The sequence below is a fragment of the Brevibacterium sp. JSBI002 genome (genome assembly GCF_026013965.1).
GTDB lineage: Bacteria > Actinomycetota > Actinomycetes > Actinomycetales > Brevibacteriaceae > Brevibacterium.
In genome coordinates this window covers 2,373,261-2,391,025 of the sequence record NZ_CP110341.1, presented here as the reverse complement: position 1 = coordinate 2,391,025, position 17,765 = coordinate 2,373,261, and the positions used below count along the sequence as shown (strand labels likewise).

Sequence of the window (17,765 nt, the reverse complement as noted above, 5' to 3'; positions counted from 1 at the left end):
ACGTGCAATCTGAGCACACTTATCTCGCTCACGGCCGCGAAACCGGATGTTCCGGGCTAGCGCAGCCGCGGTGACACGCGGGGCCGAACATCGCCCCTGGTGGCACGCCGAAACCTGCGGATTTGCTGGGCAGGAGCGCAATATCGTCCTAAGATGAGAGACATGGCGACCAGAACGACTTCCCCCGCTTCTGGTTCCGGGAAACGCACAGCGCGCAAAAACGCTGGTCGGTCCGGTCAAGCGGGGACCGAAGAACCCGGGACAAACGTTGTCACCGGTGCATGGAGGGGAGTGGCCCACATGGCCGGAAACCGTGCGCGAAAGACTCTCAGCGACGAACCGACCGATCAATCACCCACAAAGCGGGACGGCACAGCCTTCTTCCTCATCGGACTCTCGATCATCATCGCCGCCTTCGAATGGTGGAACATCCCCGGCGCGATCAGCGACGGCGTCCGCGGAATCGTCGAAGGCACCTTCGGCCGAGTGGCACTCGCCCTGCCGGTGGTCTTCACCTGCTACGCGATCCGCCTGTTCCTGCGCGGCGACGACAACCGCGGCAACAACCGCATCCTCATCGGAATGATCTTCGGCCTGCTCGCCGCCTCGGGCCTGGCCCATATCGCCGCCGGCAACCCGACCTTCACGAACTCCCGCGAAGCCATGGCCAACGGGGGCGGCGCTCTCGGATTCGTCGTGTCCTCACCGCTGGTCGTTGCGACCACCGTGTACGTGGCGGTGCCGCTGCTCGTCCTCCTCGGACTGTTCTCCCTGCTCGTGGTCACCGCGACACCGGTGCGCGCGATTCCCCGTCGCCTCACCGATCTGTACTACCGGCTCACCGGCGGTGCTCGACCCGAAACCGACGCCGAGGCGGCCGAGACCAAACAGTCCGACCTCGTTGCCGAGAACGGCCGGACCTCCGACCTCAAACCCGTGATGGGCGCCAAGCGCCGCAGCCGGAAGAAGAAGACCGAGATCCCGGATCTCGACGCCGAATCCGCCGACGACGACGCCGCCACGAAGGCCTACGACAAGGCCTATATCCACGAGGATGACGTCAGCGACGAAGACGCCGACACCACGCGCATCGAAACCAGCCCGGAGCCCAAGCTCAAGCCCGGCCAGCGCCGCCCCACCAAGGCCGAACGTGAGATGGCCGAGCTGAAGAAGACCATCGGGATGGACGACGACGCCGCGAACCAGGCGAAGAAGTCCGAGCCCGCTGCCGCCTCGGCGCCGGTGCCGATCACGAACGCACCCGCACCTCCACCCACGGAGCAGCTGCCCGAACGCGTCGAGCAGCTCACCCTGGCCGGCGACGTCACCTACACCCTGCCCGCCTCCGACAACCTCCAGCCGGGACCTCCCGCGAAGGAGCGCTCCGAGGCCAACGACCGCGTCGTCGAAGCCCTGCGCGATGTGCTCGAGCAGTTCAAGATCGACGCCGAGGTCACCGGCTTCTCCCGCGGACCGACGGTCACCCGCTACGAGGTGGAGCTCGGCGCCGGCACGAAGGTCGAGAAGGTCACGGCCCTGTCGAAGAACATCGCCTACGCCGTGGCCAGTGCTGATGTCCGCATCCTCTCGCCGATACCCGGCAAGAAGGCCATCGGCATCGAGATCCCGAACACCGACCGCGAGAACGTGGCGCTCGGTGATGTGCTGCGCTCGAAGGCCGCCCGCAAGACCGACCACCCCATGGTCATGGGCGTGGGCAAGGACGTCGAAGGCGGATTCGTCGTCGCCGACCTCTCGAAGATGCCCCACCTCCTCGTCGCCGGTGCCACCGGTGCCGGTAAGTCGAGCTTCGTGAACTCCATGATCACCTCGATCATGATGCGCGCGACCCCCGACGAGGTGCGCATGATCCTCGTCGACCCCAAACGCGTCGAGCTCACGATCTACGAAGGCATCCCGCACCTGATCACCCCGATCATCACGAACCCGAAGAAGGCCGCCGAGGCGCTCGAATGGGTCGTGCGCGAAATGGACGCCCGCTACGACGACCTCGCGAACTACGGGTTCAAGCACGTCAAGGAGTTCAACAAGGCCGTCCGTGAGGGCCGCATCCAGCCGCCCGCCGGATCCGAACGCGTCCTCCAGCCCTACCCGTACCTGCTGGTCGTCGTCGACGAGCTCGCCGACCTCATGATGGTCGCCCCGCGCGACGTCGAAGCCTCGATCCAGCGCATCACACAGCTGGCCCGTGCCGCCGGCATCCACCTTGTGCTCGCCACCCAGCGACCCAGCGTCGACGTCGTCACCGGTCTCATCAAGGCCAACGTGCCCTCCCGCCTTGCATTCGCGACCTCGTCGCTTGCCGACTCCCGAGTCGTGCTCGACCAGCCCGGCGCAGAGAAGCTCATCGGTCAGGGCGACGCCCTGTTCCTACCGATGGGCGCGGCCAAGCCGATGCGTGTCCAGGGCGCCTGGGTCAACGAGTCCGAGATCGAGAAGGTCGTCGAACACGTCAAGAGCCAGCTCACCCCGAACTACCGCGAAGACGTGGCCGTCGAAGCGCCGAAGAAGCAGATCGACGAGGACATCGGAGACGACCTCGAACTGCTGCTCCAGGCGATCGAGCAGGTCGTCACCACGCAGTTCGGCTCGACCTCGATGCTGCAGCGCAAGCTGCGCGTCGGCTTCGCCAAAGCCGGTCGCCTCATGGACCTCATGGAGTCCCGCGGAATCGTCGGGCCCTCCGAGGGATCGAAGGCCCGCGACGTGCTCGTGCGCCCCGACGATCTGCCGGGCACCCTGGCCATCATCAAGGGCGAGACCCCGCCCGAGGATTCCGGCGGCGCCTCTGCCGACGTCCCGACCGACGGAGGCCACGGCCAGTCCGAACAGACCGGATCCGGGCACGCCTCGGCAGCCGGGGACTATGACGAGGAGTTCGACGACGACTACGGCGAGACATCCCACGGCTCGGCGTCGGCGTACAGCTCGGCATCGTCCGACCGCTACGCGAACGGCGTCGGCCATGCCGGCGACCTTACCGTCGGCGACGTCGACCCGGAGACCGGGCTCGAGGTCGTCGAGGCCAGCGGAGAGGACGCCTGGCAGCTCACCGGCCGCTGATCCCATCCGAACCCCACCCCTCGCCGAGGCGGCGCACCGTACCGACGGTGCGCCGCCTCGGCGATTATGGTCGTCATTCCCATGGTTGGAATGATCTGCTCAGCTCACTCCGATAGGCTGGATGCGTGAACGATCGAGTCGAGGCCGGAGCCTCTCAGCAGCCCTCCGCAGAACCGAGTCCGTGGAACATTCCGAACGCACTCACGGTGCTGCGCATCCTCATGGTGCCTCTGTTCCTCGTGCTTCTGCTGGCAGACAGCGGCAACGATGTGACCCTGCGCTGGTGGGCGCTCATCGTGTTCCTGCTGGCCATGTTCACCGACTTCGTCGACGGCTATCTGGCCAGGCGGAACAACCTCATCACGAACTTCGGCAAGATCGCCGACCCCATCGCCGACAAGTCGCTCATGGCGGCCGCACTCATCGGTCTGGCGATCATCGTCGAACTGCCGTGGTGGGTGCCCGTGATCATCCTCGTCCGCGAATTCGGCATCACCGTGCTGCGGTTCTTCATGATCCGCATCGCAGTCATGCCCGCTTCACGCGGAGGCAAAATCAAGACCGTGCTGCAGACCGCTGCGATCGGACTGTTCCTGCTGGTCTTCCCGCTCTCGGACGTAGTGCCCTCTGTCGTCTACTTCATCCTGCTCGTCGTCGCCTGGATCATCATGACCGCGGCCATCGTCTTCACCATCGTCACCGGCGTCGACTACTGCGTGCAGGCGGCCAAGCTGTACAAGGATGCGAAGAGCGACGGGAGCACGCAGACCGGAGGGGACGCGCAGCGTGGCTGAGACGGAGCTTATGGCGACCGCGCGTCGCATCATCTCCACCTGTTCTCAGCTGGGGATCTCGCTGGCGTCGGCGGAATCGCTGACCGGGGGACGCTTCGTCGCCTCGCTCGTCGATGTGCCGGGCGCCTCGGCTGTGGTGCGCGGCGGACTGGTCACCTACGCCACCGACCTCAAAGCGAGCCTGGCCGGAGTCGATGCCGACCACTTAGAGGAGACCGGGCCGATCGACCCGGTCGTCGCCGCGCAGATGGCCGTCGGCACGGCCGTGCAGTGCGTCGCCGATATCGGAATCTCCTGCACCGGAGTCGCCGGCCCCGACCCGCAGGACGACAAGCCCGTCGGACTCGTCTACACGGCGATTGCCTTCGGCGGGAAAGCGAAGGTCTTCGAACACGATTTCACCGGCGACCGCGATTCGATCCGCAGCCAGACGGTGCAGGCGATGGCCGTCAACCTCGACGAGTTCGTCGGCGAACTCGCCTTCGGGCCCGAGGTCGGGCAGGCGTCGAATGCTGGCGAGGACGCCACGGAATAAGTTCGTCTGCTGTGGGGTTGACCGGGTGATGACCATCGGACGAAAATTCTCCAAAGTCTTCGAATGGACTGGCAATACCATCCGCTCGGGGCACCAGGTTGGTGCTGTGTCACGGCCAGGTTGTAAAGTTATTGGAACTACATTGACGGGACGCGCTGACAAAGGGAGGGCCGCGTTATGTTACTGAGAGTCGAAATCGGCGACGCACTTCGTTCCGCCCGCCGTCGTCAAGGACGCACCCTTCGCGATGTCTCGACCGGGGCCAGCGTTTCGCTCGGCTACCTCAGCGAAATCGAGCGCGGACAGAAGGAAGCCTCCTCGGAGCTGCTGTCGGCGATCTGCGAAGCACTCGACCTGCCGCTGTCGGCACTGCTGTCGTCTGTGTCCGATCGCTTCGCTCTCGAAGAAGGCGTGCAGATCCCCGACACCATTCCGCAGGAGCTCTCGGACAAGATCCTCGGTCACCCCGAGGGATACTCTGCTCCGCGGCTGGCTGCTAAGCCCTGATGCGGCACACGCTCTACTGGACCCTCATGAACGAGGAGTTCGGTGAGGCCCGCGCGGCCTCTCTGCACACCGATCTTACTTTGAGCTCGTTGGGTTCGCGGACAGCAGCCCAGGCGTTCGAAGCCGGAGTCGAACCCCGTGACATCTGGACCGCCGTCTGCGATTCCATGGGCGTTCCCGAATCTCGGCGCCTCGGCAAGGAGAAGCCGCGCGCGACGCCGTTCTGACCGAGGTTCGACGCCGTTCTGCTGGATCGCAGCTGCCTCGCACCGTCTGTGACTCTGTCTGGTCAGAGCAGCGCCGGTCCTTCTCTGTCGGCGCCGGGCTGGCCGAGTGTAGACTGACCGCATGAATCAGGCCATCCCGTTCGTCACCTTCCAGCCCAGTCGAGGACAGAGCGCCGCCGAGGCCATGGAGACCTACCTCGAGGTATTCGCCGACGGGCGAGTGATCCTCGACAATCGCTATGGTCCCGACGGTCCGGGCGCCGAGGGCACGGTCATCATGTCCGAGATCGAGATCGCCGGACAGAGACTGCGCTTCAGTGACAGCTTCGTCGCACACGAGTGGGACATCACTCCCGGCGTGTCACTCATGGTCGACTGCGAATCGGCCGCGGAACTCGAGCGCATCTTCACCGCACTGAGCGCAGACGGAACTGTGTTCATGCCGCTCGACGACTACGGATTCGGGCCATTCGGGTGGGTGGGAGACCGGTTCGGCCTCACCTGGCAGTTGGGCCTGGCCCAGGCCTGACTCTCCCGGAGACACGCGACACACCCGAATATATAGAACACCTGTTCCCATGTGGGTTATCCTGGTGAGGAATCACGGGACCTGTGACCATGAGTGGCTGGTTATCCACGGGGGGATCGCTTCCTCTGTCGTTATGTCAGTGCCATCTTCTAGCCTTGGTCTCAACGGAAAAGCAACGAAGAGGAGACGTCATGGCACGTACACCCAAGAACCTCCAGGTTCCCACCGGCGGAGACAAGTCGAAGGCACTCGAAGCCGCAATGGGCCAGATCGATCGCAATTACGGCAAGGGCGCGATCATGCGCCTCGGCGACGGTGTGCGTGAGCCCATCGCCTCCATCCCGACCGGTTCGGTCGCACTCGACATCGCTCTGGGCATCGGCGGTCTGCCGCGCGGTCGCGTCGTCGAGATCTACGGTCCGGAATCCTCCGGTAAGACGACGGTGGCTCTCCACGCCGTGGCGAACGCACAGAAGGCCGGCGGAATCGCCGGGTTCATCGATGCCGAGCACGCTCTGGACCCCGAGTACGCGAAGAAGCTCGGAGTCGACACCGATCAGCTCCTCGTCTCCCAGCCGGACACCGGTGAGCAGGCACTGGAGATCGCCGATATGCTCATCCGCTCCGGTGCCCTCGACATCATCGTCATCGACTCTGTCGCCGCCCTCGTGCCCAAGGCCGAAATCGAAGGCGAGATGGGCGACAGCCACGTCGGCCTGCAGGCTCGCCTGATGTCGCAGGCACTGCGTAAGATCACCGGTGCCCTGGCCCAGTCGAAGACCACCGCGATCTTCATCAACCAGCTGCGTGAGAAGGTCGGCGTCTTCTTCGGTTCGCCGGAGACCACCTCGGGCGGTAAGGCACTGAAGTTCTACGCCTCCGTGCGCATCGACGTCCGCCGCATCGAGACCCTCAAGGAAGGTCAGGACGCGGTCGGCAACCGGACCCGTGCGAAGATCGTGAAGAATAAGGTCGCTCCGCCGTTCAAGCAGGCCGAGTTCGACATCCTCTACGGCCACGGCATCTCCCGCGAAGGCAGCCTCATCGATATGGGCGTCGACAACGGCATCATACGCAAGTCCGGATCCTGGTTCACCTACGACGGCGATCAGCTGGGTCAGGGCAAGGAAAACGTCCGCAACTTCCTCCGCGACAACCCGGGCCTGGCCGAAGAGATCGAGCTGAAGATCAAGCACAAGCTCGGCCTGATCCAGGTCGACGAACCCGAGGAAGGCGCCGAGGCGGCCGGAGAAGCACAGACGGATGACGTCGAAGTCTCCTGACGCTTCGTCGACCGACGACGAATTCCCAGGCCGCGAGCCCGCCGCATCGACCGACACGGTCGGCGCGGGGGACTCGGGTCGGACCGACTCGTCTCAGACCGAGACGCTTTCGCAGCTGCGCAGTGCGATCTCGGAGATCGACCAACGTCATGCCGAAGGAGAAGCCGGGTTCTTCGCAGGCCTCTCCGGACTCGACGACGATGTCACCGGTGGCAATGGTCGAACTGCCAAACGAAAGAGCTCTGGGCCGAAGCGGAAGAAGAACTCCAGCGGGTGGAAGCGACAGCAGAAGGAACCGGACAACGGGTGGGTCGAAGGCGGTACCGACTCGACTCCGGATTTCATCGACGCCCCTGACTTCCTTGCAGCCGAGAATGATGGTCCAGATTCCCTGGCGAGCGATGGCAACGCCGCGCCTGACTTCGCTGCCGGTCCCGGGCTGAGCTTCGACGACGAAGACGACGCCCCCGACTTCGACGCGGACTACGCGCAGGCGAAGAAGACGGCGATGAACATGCTCGCCATGCGCGACCACTCCAGCGACGAACTGCGCAAGAAACTCCTCAAACGCGACCTCATGCCCGAAGCGATCGATGTCCTCATCGAGAAGCTGCAGAATTCGCGTCTGCTCAACGACGAGGAATTCGCGCACCGCTTCGCACGGGCACAGCGCGAGAACCGGAAACTCTCCCGGTCCGTGCTGAAACGCGAACTGAGCAAGAAGGGCATCAGCCCCGAACTCGCCTCCGACGCCGTGGCCGAGATCGACGGTGAGGAAGAGCTCGCCCGCGAAGTCGCCGAGAAGAAAGCCGCCTCCACTTGGCGTCTCGAGTATGCCGTGCGAGAGCGCCGAATCCTCGGCATGCTCGCCCGCCGCGGCTTCCCCTCGGCGATCTGCATCAAGGTCACACGGGAAGTGCTCGCAGAAGACTGAAACGGCACATGGGGAACGGCTAGAATGGGTGCGCCATGACTGAACTGATTGAATCCCCGACGACATCCGGAACCACCCCTCGCAGCTACGAGGTCAAGACCTACGGATGCCAGATGAACGTGCACGACTCCGAGCGTCTGTCCGGACTGCTCGACGATGCCGGCTACGTTCAGGCGAACACCGACGACCAGGCCGACGTCGTCGTATTCAATACCTGCGCCGTCCGCGAAAACGCGGACAACCGCCTCTACGGCAACCTCGGCCAGCTCGCGAAGGTCAAAGAGAACCACCCCGGCCTCCAGATCGCCGTCGGCGGATGCATGGCACAGAAGGACCGCGACACCATCGTGAAGAAGGCCCCCTGGGTCGACGTGGTCTTCGGCACCCACAACATGGGGTCCCTGCCGGCGCTGCTCGAACGCGCCCGCCACAACGAGGAAGCCCAGGTCGAGATCCTCGAAAGCCTCGACGTCTTCCCCTCCACCCTGCCCAGCCGCCGCGAATCCCAGCACTCCGGATGGGTGTCGATCTCGGTCGGTTGCAACAACACGTGCACCTTCTGCATCGTGCCCAGCCTGCGCGGCAAAGAGAAGGACCGCCGCCCCGGCGATATCCTCGCCGAGGTCGAAGCCCTCGTCGCCGACGGAGTCGTCGAGGTCACCCTGCTCGGCCAGAACGTCAACTCCTACGGCGCCGAATTCCGCGACAAAGGCGCATTCGCAAAACTGCTCCGCGCCGTCGGCAACGTCGACGGAATAGAACGGGTCCGCTTCACCAGCCCGCACCCAGCCGCCTTCTCCGACGACGTCATCGACGCAATGGCAGAGACCCCGACAGTCATGCCGCAGCTGCACATGCCGCTGCAATCCGGTTCGGACACGATTCTCAAATCAATGCGCCGCTCCTACCGGACCAAGCGGTTCATGAACATCCTCGATTCCGTGCGCGAACGCATCCCGCACGCTGCCATCACCACCGACATCATCGTCGGCTTCCCCGGAGAGACTGAAGAGGACTTCCAAGGCACGATGGACATCGTTCGGCGTGCCCGCTTCTCGCAGGCCTTCACCTTCCAATACTCCATCCGCCCCGGCACACCGGCGGCCACGATGGACAACCAGGTGCCGAAGGATGTCGTGCAGGAGCGGTTCGAACGCCTCACCGCGCTCCAGGACGAGATCGCCTGGGACGAGAACAAAGCCCAGATCGGCCGTGAGGTCGAGGTGCTCGTGACCAAGCTGCCCCATGACGATTCCCCACGACTGAGCGGTCGCGCCGCCGACAACCGCCTCGTCCACGTCGGAATCCCCGAAGGCGCTCAGATGCCGCGGCCCGGTGATTTCGTCACTGCCACCGTCACCGAGGCGAAGCCCTACTTCCTCCTCGCCGACTCCGGATTCTCCGTACGCCCGTCCCGAGCCGGTGACGCCTACGACCGGGCACAGGCCGACAGCTGCGGCGCACCGAGCCCCGGACAGGGTGCCGCCGGTGCAACGAACCTCGGCATGCGACGATCCGCCCCCGCGGCTGAGATGGGCGCCTTCGCCATCATCCCGGCAGCCCCGGTGCTGCTCGAGAACATCGACCGCAGCGAGACTGCTCGCATGGTCGAACTGCGGACCGTCATCCGCGACACTCTGAGGACGCAGACCGATTGGACGCTGCCCATCGACACCCTGCCACCAGTGGCTGGACTCGGCGGCTGGGGAATCGATCGCGGCGTCGATACTCGCACCGGGCAGTATCTGTCCGGGCCCGACTGGGTCGAGACCGTTGAAACCCTGACGTTGGACGAACGAAGACTCGCCGAGGCGGCCGACCCCGCCATCATCGTCGCGATCCTTCACGCTCACGCTGTCGGCATCGACATCGGCCCGCTCGGATCGAGCGAGAACCTCCTGCTCCCCATCGATCTGTCCGGAGCCGCAACGGAGGACGCTCCCTTGGCCCCGATCGACGGTGCCGAGGAATTCGATCGTGCCGTCGTCGAGACAATCACCTCCGGGACGTCGATCGACAACGAACGACTGCTCGACCTCTGCGACCAAGCAAGGGCCATGGCCGCCAACCTCAGTGTGCTGGCTGCTGGCATCCGCCACGCCGTCGACCAGGGCGCTCGTGCCTCGACTCTGGAGCCGGTCGTCGACGAACGTGTCCACGAGGTGCGTTCTCTCTGCGGCACCGGACTCTGGGAGTGATCGCCGGTGACTGAGGACACTGCGCCGATCATCACCGTCGTCGGAGCCACTGCCACCGGGAAATCCGACCTGGCGCTGGATCTGGCCGGCCGCCTCGGCGGGGAGATCATCAACACGGATTCGATGCAGTTCTACCGCGGGATGGACATCGGCACGGCGAAGCTGCCGGTCGATGAGCGACGGGGGATTCCGCACCATCTCATCGATATTCTCGAAGTCACCGAAGAGGCGAACGTTCAGGACTTCCAGGCACGTGCGCGAGCAGCGATCGCGGAGGTCCGGGAGCGCGGACTGCGGCCGGTCCTCGTCGGCGGGTCAGGGCTCTACGTGCGTGCTGCGGTCGACCATATGGAGTTCCCGGGCACGGATCCCGAGGTGCGAGCCCGCCTCGAGGCCGAGGTTGCCGGTGACCGGTGGGCGCTGCACCAGAAGCTGCGCGATCTCGACCCGAAAGCGGCAGAGAAGATCACCGTCAACGATCAACGACGTATCGCCCGAGCCCTCGAAGTCATCGAACTCACGGGACGTCCCTTCAGTGCTCAACTGCCGGACTACCAGGAGATCGAGCCGACCATCCATCTGGGATTGAGCATGGACCGGGCGATTCTGCATGAGCGCATCGCCACTCGAGTCGAGCTGATGTGGGACCACGGCTGGGTCGACGAAGTGACGCGGCTGCTCGACGTCGGCCTGGCCGAAGGCAAGACGGCGTCTCGCGCCATCGGCTACGCACAGATCCAGCGCCATCTGGCCGGAGAGCTCACCGCCGCCGAGGCGAAGATAGAGGCGACGATCCGCACAAGGCAGTTCGCACGCCGACAGGACACCTGGTTCCGCCGCGACCCGCGCATCCGCTGGATCGACGGCAGCGCCGCCGACGCCGAACAGAATCTGGCGACCGCACTCGACGCTCTGAATGGGCACTGACGACATAACGACGGCACTCGACGTCCTGAACGGGCACTGAAGACCTGACTGGACGCCCACCGATAAGATGGAGCCATGAGCACTCCGGATACCCCGTTCGCCGCCTGGACCGATGTCAGCTTCGTGAAGGGGCACGGCACCCAAAACGACTTCGTTCTGCTCTCCGACGACGACAGCGCACTGGAGATGCATCCCGAAACCGTCGCCACGCTCGCCGACCGACGTGCCGGACTCGGTGCCGACGGCATCATCCGCATCGTCCGCTCCGCAGCCAGCGGCATCCCGGGAGCCGCCGAACAGGCCGACGCCGGTGCCGAATGGTTCATGGACTACTACAACAACGACGGCAGCCTCTCCGAGATGTGCGGCAACGGCGTTCGCGTCTTCGCCCACGCACTCGTGACCAGCGGTCGCGTCCCCGCCGATGCCCGCGAGATCCTCGTCGGCACCCGTGACGGCATCAAAGCCGTGCGCACCACCCTCAATCCGGCCCTCGGCGTCCAGACCGGAGACGATGTGGTCGACACCGGCACAGCCGGGCCCGGATCCGCCAGCGACGCCTGGTACACGATCGACATGGGCGAATGGTCGCTCGACCCCGCGAACAGCGTGCTCGTGACCACCGGCGGCATCGACGTCGCTCGTCCCGGACTGCGCGTGGCCACCGGCAATCCACACACCGTCGTCGCCCTGGCCGAGAACGCCGAACTCGCCGCAGCCGAACTGCGCGATGCACCCGTCCTCGACCCCGTCCCGGCGCAGGGATCCAATGTCGAATACATCGTCATGGAACCCGCCCGGTCCGATGTGGCCGGAGGAGAAGGCGCCCTGCGCATGCGCGTGTTCGAGCGCGGTGTCGGTGAGACCCGCTCCTGCGGAACCGGAGCCTGCGCGGCAGCGATCGCAGCCCACCACTGGGCCGGCGAGAAGTCACCTCTGCAGTGGAGAGTCGACGTGCCCGGCGGTCAGCTGCGCATCGAGATCGAACCCGATGCCGAAGGCACGAGCGGACGCGTCAGCCTCGCCGGCCCCGCGGTCCTCGTCGCCAGCGGCACGATCAGCTGAGCCGAAGCCGGGAAGAGTCTCTCAGCCGCGTTCGACCGTGAGCACGCGGAAGCCCTTCGACGACCCCGTGCGCACGACCTCGAACCCGTCGCCGAGCATCCCGGCGATCCACTTCTGCAGGGAATCGGCACCGAGGTTCTTCGATACGACGAGATCGGCGCGACCACCCGGGGCCAGACGCGGCAGCCACGTCTCCAAGAGCTCGTGCAGCGCTTCCTTGCCGATGCGGATCGGCGGATTCGACCGGATCGCGGCGAACTGCAGATCGGCGGGAACATCCGCGGCGGTGACGGTGTTGATCGTATCGAGACCCAGCCTCCGCGCATTCGCCGCAGTGGCCTCCAGGGACCGGGAGTTGACGTCGAGCGCCCACACTCGCACATCCACCTCGGCGTCCTGGGCATCCAAGGCCGTGTGCAGGGCGATCGGACCCCAACCGCACCCGAGATCGAGGATATCGCCCGCCGGCGGCTGAGGCAGATGCCGCAGCAGCACAGCCGTGCCGAGGTCGAGGCGAGTGGGCGAGAACGTGCCGGATACGGTTTCGACGATGACGGCGCGGCCGGCCAAATCGAGGTTGAGTAGCCGCGACTTGGCCTCGCTGCTCGGCGATTCAGTGAAATAGTGCTCTGACACCGTTTCAGTCTAGACGGCTGTGGGAGAATTGATGGACACCACTGTCGGTGCGACATGCGGCCGACGGCAGAGAACAAAGGAATGAATGACGTCTGAAGACAAAGAGCGTCGCAACGCGATGCTCGACCGTGTGCTCTCCCGAGGCGCCCAAGCGCTCGATGATCACGAGACTATCCCGGGCGATGACCAGTTCGAGCTCGCCGAGCGCGCCGCCCTCACCCGCGTCGCCGGACTCTCCACCGAGCTCGAAGACATCACCGAGGTCGAATACCGTCAGGTCCGCCTCGAACGCGTCGTCCTCGCCGGCATCTGGAACACCACCCAGGCCGAAGCCGAGAACTCGATCCGCGAACTCGCCGCACTCGCCGAAACCGCCGGTTCCGAAGTCCTCGACGCGCTCATCCAGCGACGCGACAAACCCGACCCAGGCACTTACCTCGGCAAAGGCAAGGCCGTCGAGCTCGCCGAGGTCGTCGCCTCCGTCGGCGCCGACACCGTGATCATCGACTCCGAACTCGCCCCCAGCCAGAGGCGCGGACTCGAAGACGTCATCAAGGTCAAGGTCGTCGACCGAGTCGCGCTCATCCTCGACATCTTCGCCCAGCACGCCAAGTCCCGCGAAGGCAAGGCCCAGGTCGAACTCGCCCAACTCGAATACCTGCTGCCGCGACTGCGCGGTTGGGGTGAGTCGCTGTCCCGTCAGGCCGGCGGCCGTGTCGCCGGCGGTGCCGGAATCGGCTCCCGCGGACCCGGTGAGACGAAGATCGAACTCGACCGTCGCCGCATCCGTACGCGCATGTCGAAGCTGCGCCGCGAGATCAACGCCATGGCGCCCTCCCGGGAGACCAAGCGGAAGAACCGCGCCCGCCACCACGTGCCCTCCGTCGCGATCGTCGGCTACACGAACGCGGGCAAGTCCTCCCTGCTCAACCTGCTCACCGACGCCGAGGTGATGGTGCAGAACGCCCTGTTCGCCACCCTCGACCCGACCGTCCGGCAGGCCAAGACCGCCGACGGCCTCGTGTTCACCTACACCGACACCGTCGGGTTCGTCCGCAACCTGCCCCACCAGCTCGTCGAGGCCTTCCGCTCGACCCTGGAGGAAGCCGCCGGTTCGGATCTGCTCCTCCACGTCGTCGATGCCTCCCATCCGGATCCGCACGGACAGATCCAGGCCGTGCGCGACGTCCTCAAAGATGTCGAGACCGGGGACATCCCCGAACTCCTCGTGTTCAACAAATCCGATATCGCCGAGGAGGCCGTGATCACCGGGCTGCGCGCGGAGTACCCCGACGCCCAGTTCGTCTCCGCCGTCTCGAAGGAAGGGATCGACGACCTCATCGAGGCCATCGAGAACCGTCTCCCCGTCCCCGACATCGACATGACCGTGCTCATTCCCTATGAACGCGGTGACCTCGTGTCGAAGATCTACGCCCTCGGCACTGTCGAACACGAATCGCACGGCACGGAGGGCACCAGCCTGCAGGCCAAGGTGCCGACCGAGCTCGTCGACGAACTGCGCGAATTCCAACGTCCGGACCTGGTCATCGACGAGTGAAGGCAGTCGAGAACCTCCTCGAATCCGCTGTCGGCGCCATCGGCGGATCGCCACGAGAGGGTCAGCAGGAGATGGCGCAGGCGGTCGCCTCGTCGCTGGACAAGGGAATCCATCTGCTCGTGCAGGCGGGAACCGGCACCGGCAAATCGCTGGCCTACCTCGTGCCGGCGGCCGAGTACGTCACCCGCACCGGCGGGAAGGTCGTCGTGTCCACGGCGACCCTGGCTCTGCAGACGCAGATCATCCACCGCGACCTGCCCCGGCTGTTCAAGGCTGTGAAGAAGGACCTCGATCCGCTGCCCCGGGCGGCACTGCTCAAGGGGCGCCGGAACTATGTGTGCAAGCACAAGCTCGCCGGAGGATACCCGGATGAGGGCGAGGGCATGCTCTTCGACCTCGGTGCCGACGCTGAGGCGGGACGCAAACCCACAGAACGCTCCGGCCTGGGGGAGGAGATCCAGCGGATCCGCACCTGGGAGAAGACCACCGACACCGGCGACCGGGACGACCTCCTGCCCGGCGTCAGTGATCGTGCCTGGTCGCAGGTGTCCGTCAACGCCTTCGACTGCCTCGGTTCGAACTGTCCGCTGTTCACCGAATGCTTCGCCGAAATCGCCCGGAACAAGGCCGCCGAGGCGGACATCGTCGTCACCAACCATGCTCTGCTGGCCATCGACGCCTTCGGGGAATCGAACGTGCTGCCCGAGCACGATGTCATCATCATCGACGAGGCCCATGAGCTCAAGGACCGGGTGACCAGCGCCCTGTCCGGGCAGATCAATACGAGCATGCTCTCGGCCGCGACAAGCTCCGTACGCAAACACACCACCGTCCAGGACGGCGTCGTGTCTCTGCTCGACTCCGCCGCGGCGGCCCTCGAACGTGCGCAGACCTCGGTACCCGAGGGGCTCATCCTGCATATGAGCGAGGCGCTCGGACTGGCCCTGGCACAGATCCGCGACTCCGCCCGCCAGATCATCAACGACATCGGCGGCAAGACCGAGGACGCCGATGCCGGCCGGCAGATGGCCAAGGCGCGCTGCCAGGAGATCTTCGAACTCGCCGAACGCTTCTGCGATCCGGGCAAGAACGACGTCATCTGGCTGTCGCGCTCGACCTTCCGGGAGAAGGAGACGACGAATCTCGTCGTCGCGCCCTTGAGCGTGGCCGGGACCATGCGCAACGGCATCTTCGAAGAATCCACGGTCGTGGCCACCTCGGCGACTCTGTCCCTGGGCGGCAACTTCGACGCGGTGGCAGCCTCCTTGGGACTTTTCGGACCCGACGCGCCGAAATGGGACAGCCTCGATGTCGGATCTCCCTTCGACTACGGCAAACAGGGAATCCTCTATGTCGCTTCTCACCTGCCCAAACCCGGACGCAGCGGACTGAGCGAGGAGGCGCTGACCGAACTCGAGGAACTCGTCGAATCCTCGAACGGCGGGGCACTGGGCCTGTTCTCCTCCCGGGCGGCGGCCAATGCGGCGGCCGAACATCTGCGGGAGAAGTTCGATTTCCCGATCCTGCTCCAAGGCGACGACGGCCTGCCGGCGCTGGTCTCCCAATTCACCGCCGATGATCAGTCATGCCTGTTTGGGACCATGTCACTGTGGCAGGGAGTCGATGTGCCGGGACGGACGAACCGCCTGGTCATCATCGACCGTCTGCCGTTCCCACGCCCCGACGACCCGCTCATGCAGGCGCGAGCACGCGATGCCGACCAGCGGGGAGTCAACGGATTCATGGCGGTGTCGGCCACGCATGCTGCCCTGCGTCTGGCTCAGGGCGCCGGACGCCTCATCCGGTCGACCAAGGACAGGGGAGTGGTGGCCGTGCTCGACTCGCGGCTGCGTTCGGCCCGGTATGCCGGGTTCCTCGTCAATTCGATGCCGAGGATGTGGCCGACGACGAATTCCGGTCTCGTCCGCAAGAGTCTGACGAGGCTGTCCGAAACCGACGAAGGATGACACAAAGGCCCGCGACCGTATCGGTCGCGGGCCTTTGTGTTCAGACTGCGGAGAGCCGACGGAAGATCAGAGGCGGCGGATGACGGCGACGACGAGGCCCATGATCTGCGCGTAGGTGCCGTCGATGGGTTCGTAGTTCTCGTTCTGCGGCATCAGCCACTGTTGACCGGCCTTGCGCTTGAGCGTCTTCACCGTGGCCTCGCCGTCGAGGAGGGCGGCGACGATCTGACCGTTGTCAGCTGTGTGCTGCTTGCGTACGACCACCCAGTCGTCGTGGCAGATGGCGGCTTCGATCATCGAATCGCCGACGACCTTGAGCAGGAACATCTCTCCGGAGCCGACGACCTGGGTCGGCAGGGAGAAGACATCATCGACCTCCTGCTCGGCAAGGATCGGGCCGCCGGCGGCGATGCGTCCGACGACCGGCACCTGCACGGTGTTGTTGGCCAGCTCCTCGTACTTCGCGCGCTCGGCCTCTTCCTCTTCGAACGGATTGACCACTTCGATGGCACGCGGGCGCTTCGGGTCGCGGCGGACATATCCGAGGCGTTCGAGCTGGGAGAGCTGGTGGGCGACGCTGGAGAGGGAGGCCAGTCCGGCGGCCTTGCCGATCTCGCGCATGCTCGGCGGGTAGCCGTTGGTCACGACCGCGCGTTCGATGGTTTCGAGCACGAGACGCTGACGGGGAGTGAGGCGGAAGTCGCCCTCCCCGGATGACCCCTCAGGGATCTGGACTACGTCGTCATCGGTGCGAGCGGCAGCGATCTCGCTGGCAACATCTTCGTTGCGAGGCCTGCCTCTGCCCCGTTTGTTCTGAACCATTGCTCGTTCCCCTTCGTTCTATTCCCTGCCGCTGAACGCCGTGATCTCCGCTTCGGAAATTCTCGTGTCAGTGCCGACTGAGATGGTTCTGACAGATCAATCAACAACGCTGGTTCCCACTCATTGTCGCATAGATGTTCGAGTTGGACTGGACATTTGTTCGATTGGCATGTTGAATAGAACAGACGTTCTACCGATTACTGGTGGAATCGTACGAATGAAAGAGGTAATGCGATGTCTGCACAGAACACCGAGCTGCACCTGACCCCTCGTGGACGCCAGGCTGTGCGCCTTCTCCGGACCCTGCTCGTCGCTCTCGTCGTCATCGGCGGGGCGGTCCTCCTCGCCACCCAGTCGTTCTCGGCAGCTGCTGTTGCCGAATCGGAGACGGAGAGCATCGGCATCGACGCCGAGGCGGTCGTCGTCGGTGAGGGCGAATCGCTGTGGACCGTGGCTTCGAATCTCGGCATCGAACGCGACACCCGCGATGTCGTTGCCGATATCGTCGAGATCAACCACCTGGACACCCCGACTGTTCACCCCGGCCAGACCCTCGACGTCCCCGTCCGCTGAGGTCGAACCCTGCTCGACCGGTAGGGCGCCGGCCCGAACGGCAGCGCGCTGACCCGTTTGATCGGGTGAGCCGACCGGTGTATCTCGATGCCCGACCCGCCGCCCGGGCGGCGGGGGCCTCTCGGT

General features: G+C 65.2%; 16 protein-coding genes and 1 pseudogene. 15 read left to right on the top strand and 2 right to left on the bottom strand.

Going from position 1 to position 17,765, the window contains the following annotated elements; translation table 11 throughout:
* Positions 1–300: 300 nt before the first annotated feature.
* The 12 genes and pseudogenes from LJ362_RS10855 (at position 301) to dapF (ending at position 12,083) form a co-directional block, all read left to right on the top strand.
* Positions 301–3,084, top strand: coding sequence for an FtsK/SpoIIIE family DNA translocase (locus tag LJ362_RS10855; RefSeq protein ID WP_320109118.1), 2,784 nt, complete (start codon positions 301–303; stop codon positions 3,082–3,084).
* 125 nt (positions 3,085–3,209) lie between these two features.
* Positions 3,210–3,878 carry a CDP-diacylglycerol--glycerol-3-phosphate 3-phosphatidyltransferase gene (gene pgsA, locus LJ362_RS10850; RefSeq protein ID WP_264799087.1) on the top strand — a complete coding sequence of 223 codons (669 nt, stop codon included), beginning with the start codon at positions 3,210–3,212 and terminating at the stop codon, positions 3,876–3,878.
* A complete protein-coding gene (locus tag LJ362_RS10845) occupies positions 3,871–4,413 on the top strand; it encodes a CinA family protein (RefSeq protein WP_320109117.1) in 543 nt (180 codons plus the stop codon). The genes pgsA and LJ362_RS10845 overlap by 8 nt, the downstream gene beginning before the upstream one ends.
* Before the next feature lie 177 nt (positions 4,414–4,590).
* Positions 4,591–4,920 (top strand): helix-turn-helix domain-containing protein, encoded by a 330-nt coding sequence (locus LJ362_RS10840; RefSeq protein ID WP_139470108.1) that lies wholly within the window; start codon positions 4,591–4,593, stop codon positions 4,918–4,920.
* The gene (locus tag LJ362_RS10835) at positions 4,920–5,147 is read left to right on the top strand and encodes a DUF3046 domain-containing protein (RefSeq protein ID WP_264799086.1); all 228 of its coding nucleotides are present in this window, start codon (positions 4,920–4,922) and stop codon (positions 5,145–5,147) included. Before LJ362_RS10840 ends, LJ362_RS10835 begins: the two co-directional genes overlap by 1 nt.
* Before the next feature lie 121 nt (positions 5,148–5,268).
* On the top strand, positions 5,269–5,676 hold the full coding sequence (locus LJ362_RS10830; RefSeq protein ID WP_264799085.1) for a VOC family protein: 408 nt from the start codon (positions 5,269–5,271) through the stop codon (positions 5,674–5,676).
* A 191-nt stretch (positions 5,677–5,867) separates the two neighbouring features.
* Positions 5,868–6,959 carry a recombinase RecA gene (gene recA, locus LJ362_RS10825; protein WP_264799084.1) on the top strand — a complete coding sequence of 364 codons (1,092 nt, stop codon included), beginning with the start codon at positions 5,868–5,870 and terminating at the stop codon, positions 6,957–6,959.
* Positions 6,940–7,893, top strand: a complete 954-nt coding sequence (locus LJ362_RS10820) for a regulatory protein RecX (protein ID WP_264799083.1) — start codon at positions 6,940–6,942, stop codon at positions 7,891–7,893. Before recA ends, LJ362_RS10820 begins: the two co-directional genes overlap by 20 nt.
* 35 nt (positions 7,894–7,928) lie before the next feature.
* Positions 7,929–9,424: pseudogene (gene miaB, locus LJ362_RS10815) on the top strand (tRNA (N6-isopentenyl adenosine(37)-C2)-methylthiotransferase MiaB).
* Position 9,425: 1 nt separating this feature from the next.
* On the top strand, positions 9,426–10,091 hold the full coding sequence (locus LJ362_RS17105) for a hypothetical protein (protein WP_413774206.1): 666 nt from the start codon (positions 9,426–9,428) through the stop codon (positions 10,089–10,091).
* 6 nt (positions 10,092–10,097) lie between these two features.
* Positions 10,098–11,018: a tRNA (adenosine(37)-N6)-dimethylallyltransferase MiaA gene (gene miaA, locus LJ362_RS10810; RefSeq protein WP_264799081.1), complete on the top strand. Its 921-nt coding sequence runs from the start codon at positions 10,098–10,100 to the stop codon at positions 11,016–11,018.
* Between the two features lie 75 nt (positions 11,019–11,093).
* On the top strand, positions 11,094–12,083 hold the full coding sequence (gene dapF, locus LJ362_RS10805; RefSeq protein WP_264799080.1) for a diaminopimelate epimerase: 990 nt from the start codon (positions 11,094–11,096) through the stop codon (positions 12,081–12,083).
* Positions 12,084–12,104: 21 nt separating this feature from the next.
* Here the strand turns inward: dapF and LJ362_RS10800 are convergent, their stop codons facing one another.
* A complete protein-coding gene (locus LJ362_RS10800; RefSeq protein ID WP_264799079.1) occupies positions 12,105–12,719 on the bottom strand; it encodes a class I SAM-dependent methyltransferase in 615 nt (204 codons plus the stop codon).
* A gap of 85 nt (positions 12,720–12,804) precedes the next feature.
* Here LJ362_RS10800 and hflX point away from each other — a divergent pair, with 85 nt between their 5' ends.
* Both hflX and LJ362_RS10790 read left to right on the top strand, forming a co-directional pair.
* Positions 12,805–14,277, top strand: coding sequence for a GTPase HflX (gene hflX, locus LJ362_RS10795; RefSeq protein WP_264799078.1), 1,473 nt, complete (start codon positions 12,805–12,807; stop codon positions 14,275–14,277).
* Positions 14,274–16,244: an ATP-dependent DNA helicase gene (locus LJ362_RS10790; RefSeq protein ID WP_264799077.1), complete on the top strand. Its 1,971-nt coding sequence runs from the start codon at positions 14,274–14,276 to the stop codon at positions 16,242–16,244. The genes hflX and LJ362_RS10790 overlap by 4 nt, the downstream gene beginning before the upstream one ends.
* 66 nt (positions 16,245–16,310) lie before the next feature.
* Here the strand turns inward: LJ362_RS10790 and lexA are convergent, their stop codons facing one another.
* Positions 16,311–17,066 carry a transcriptional repressor LexA gene (gene lexA, locus LJ362_RS10785; RefSeq protein ID WP_092012603.1) on the bottom strand — a complete coding sequence of 252 codons (756 nt, stop codon included), beginning with the start codon at positions 17,064–17,066 and terminating at the stop codon, positions 16,311–16,313.
* Between the two features lie 234 nt (positions 17,067–17,300).
* Between lexA and LJ362_RS10780 the strand changes: the two genes are divergently transcribed.
* Positions 17,301–17,639 carry a LysM peptidoglycan-binding domain-containing protein gene (locus LJ362_RS10780; RefSeq protein WP_264799076.1) on the top strand — a complete coding sequence of 113 codons (339 nt, stop codon included), beginning with the start codon at positions 17,301–17,303 and terminating at the stop codon, positions 17,637–17,639.
* The last annotated feature ends 126 nt before the right edge of the window (positions 17,640–17,765 follow it).

Coding starts and splice junctions, on each gene's coding strand:
- LJ362_RS10835 (WP_264799086.1), top strand. CDS start 4,920: ATGCGGCACACGCTCTACTGGACCCTCATGAACGAGGAGTTCGGTGAG.
- recA (WP_264799084.1), top strand. CDS start 5,868: ATGGCACGTACACCCAAGAACCTCCAGGTTCCCACCGGCGGAGACAAG.
- LJ362_RS17105 (WP_413774206.1), top strand. CDS start 9,426: ATGGGCGCCTTCGCCATCATCCCGGCAGCCCCGGTGCTGCTCGAGAAC.
- dapF (WP_264799080.1), top strand. CDS start 11,094: ATGAGCACTCCGGATACCCCGTTCGCCGCCTGGACCGATGTCAGCTTC.
- lexA (WP_092012603.1), bottom strand. CDS start 17,066: ATGGTTCAGAACAAACGGGGCAGAGGCAGGCCTCGCAACGAAGATGTT.
- LJ362_RS10780 (WP_264799076.1), top strand. CDS start 17,301: ATGTCTGCACAGAACACCGAGCTGCACCTGACCCCTCGTGGACGCCAG.
- hflX (WP_264799078.1), top strand. CDS start 12,805: ATGACGTCTGAAGACAAAGAGCGTCGCAACGCGATGCTCGACCGTGTG.
- LJ362_RS10840 (WP_139470108.1), top strand. CDS start 4,591: ATGTTACTGAGAGTCGAAATCGGCGACGCACTTCGTTCCGCCCGCCGT.
- LJ362_RS10820 (WP_264799083.1), top strand. CDS start 6,940: ATGACGTCGAAGTCTCCTGACGCTTCGTCGACCGACGACGAATTCCCA.
- LJ362_RS10830 (WP_264799085.1), top strand. CDS start 5,269: ATGAATCAGGCCATCCCGTTCGTCACCTTCCAGCCCAGTCGAGGACAG.
- LJ362_RS10855 (WP_320109118.1), top strand. CDS start 301: ATGGCCGGAAACCGTGCGCGAAAGACTCTCAGCGACGAACCGACCGAT.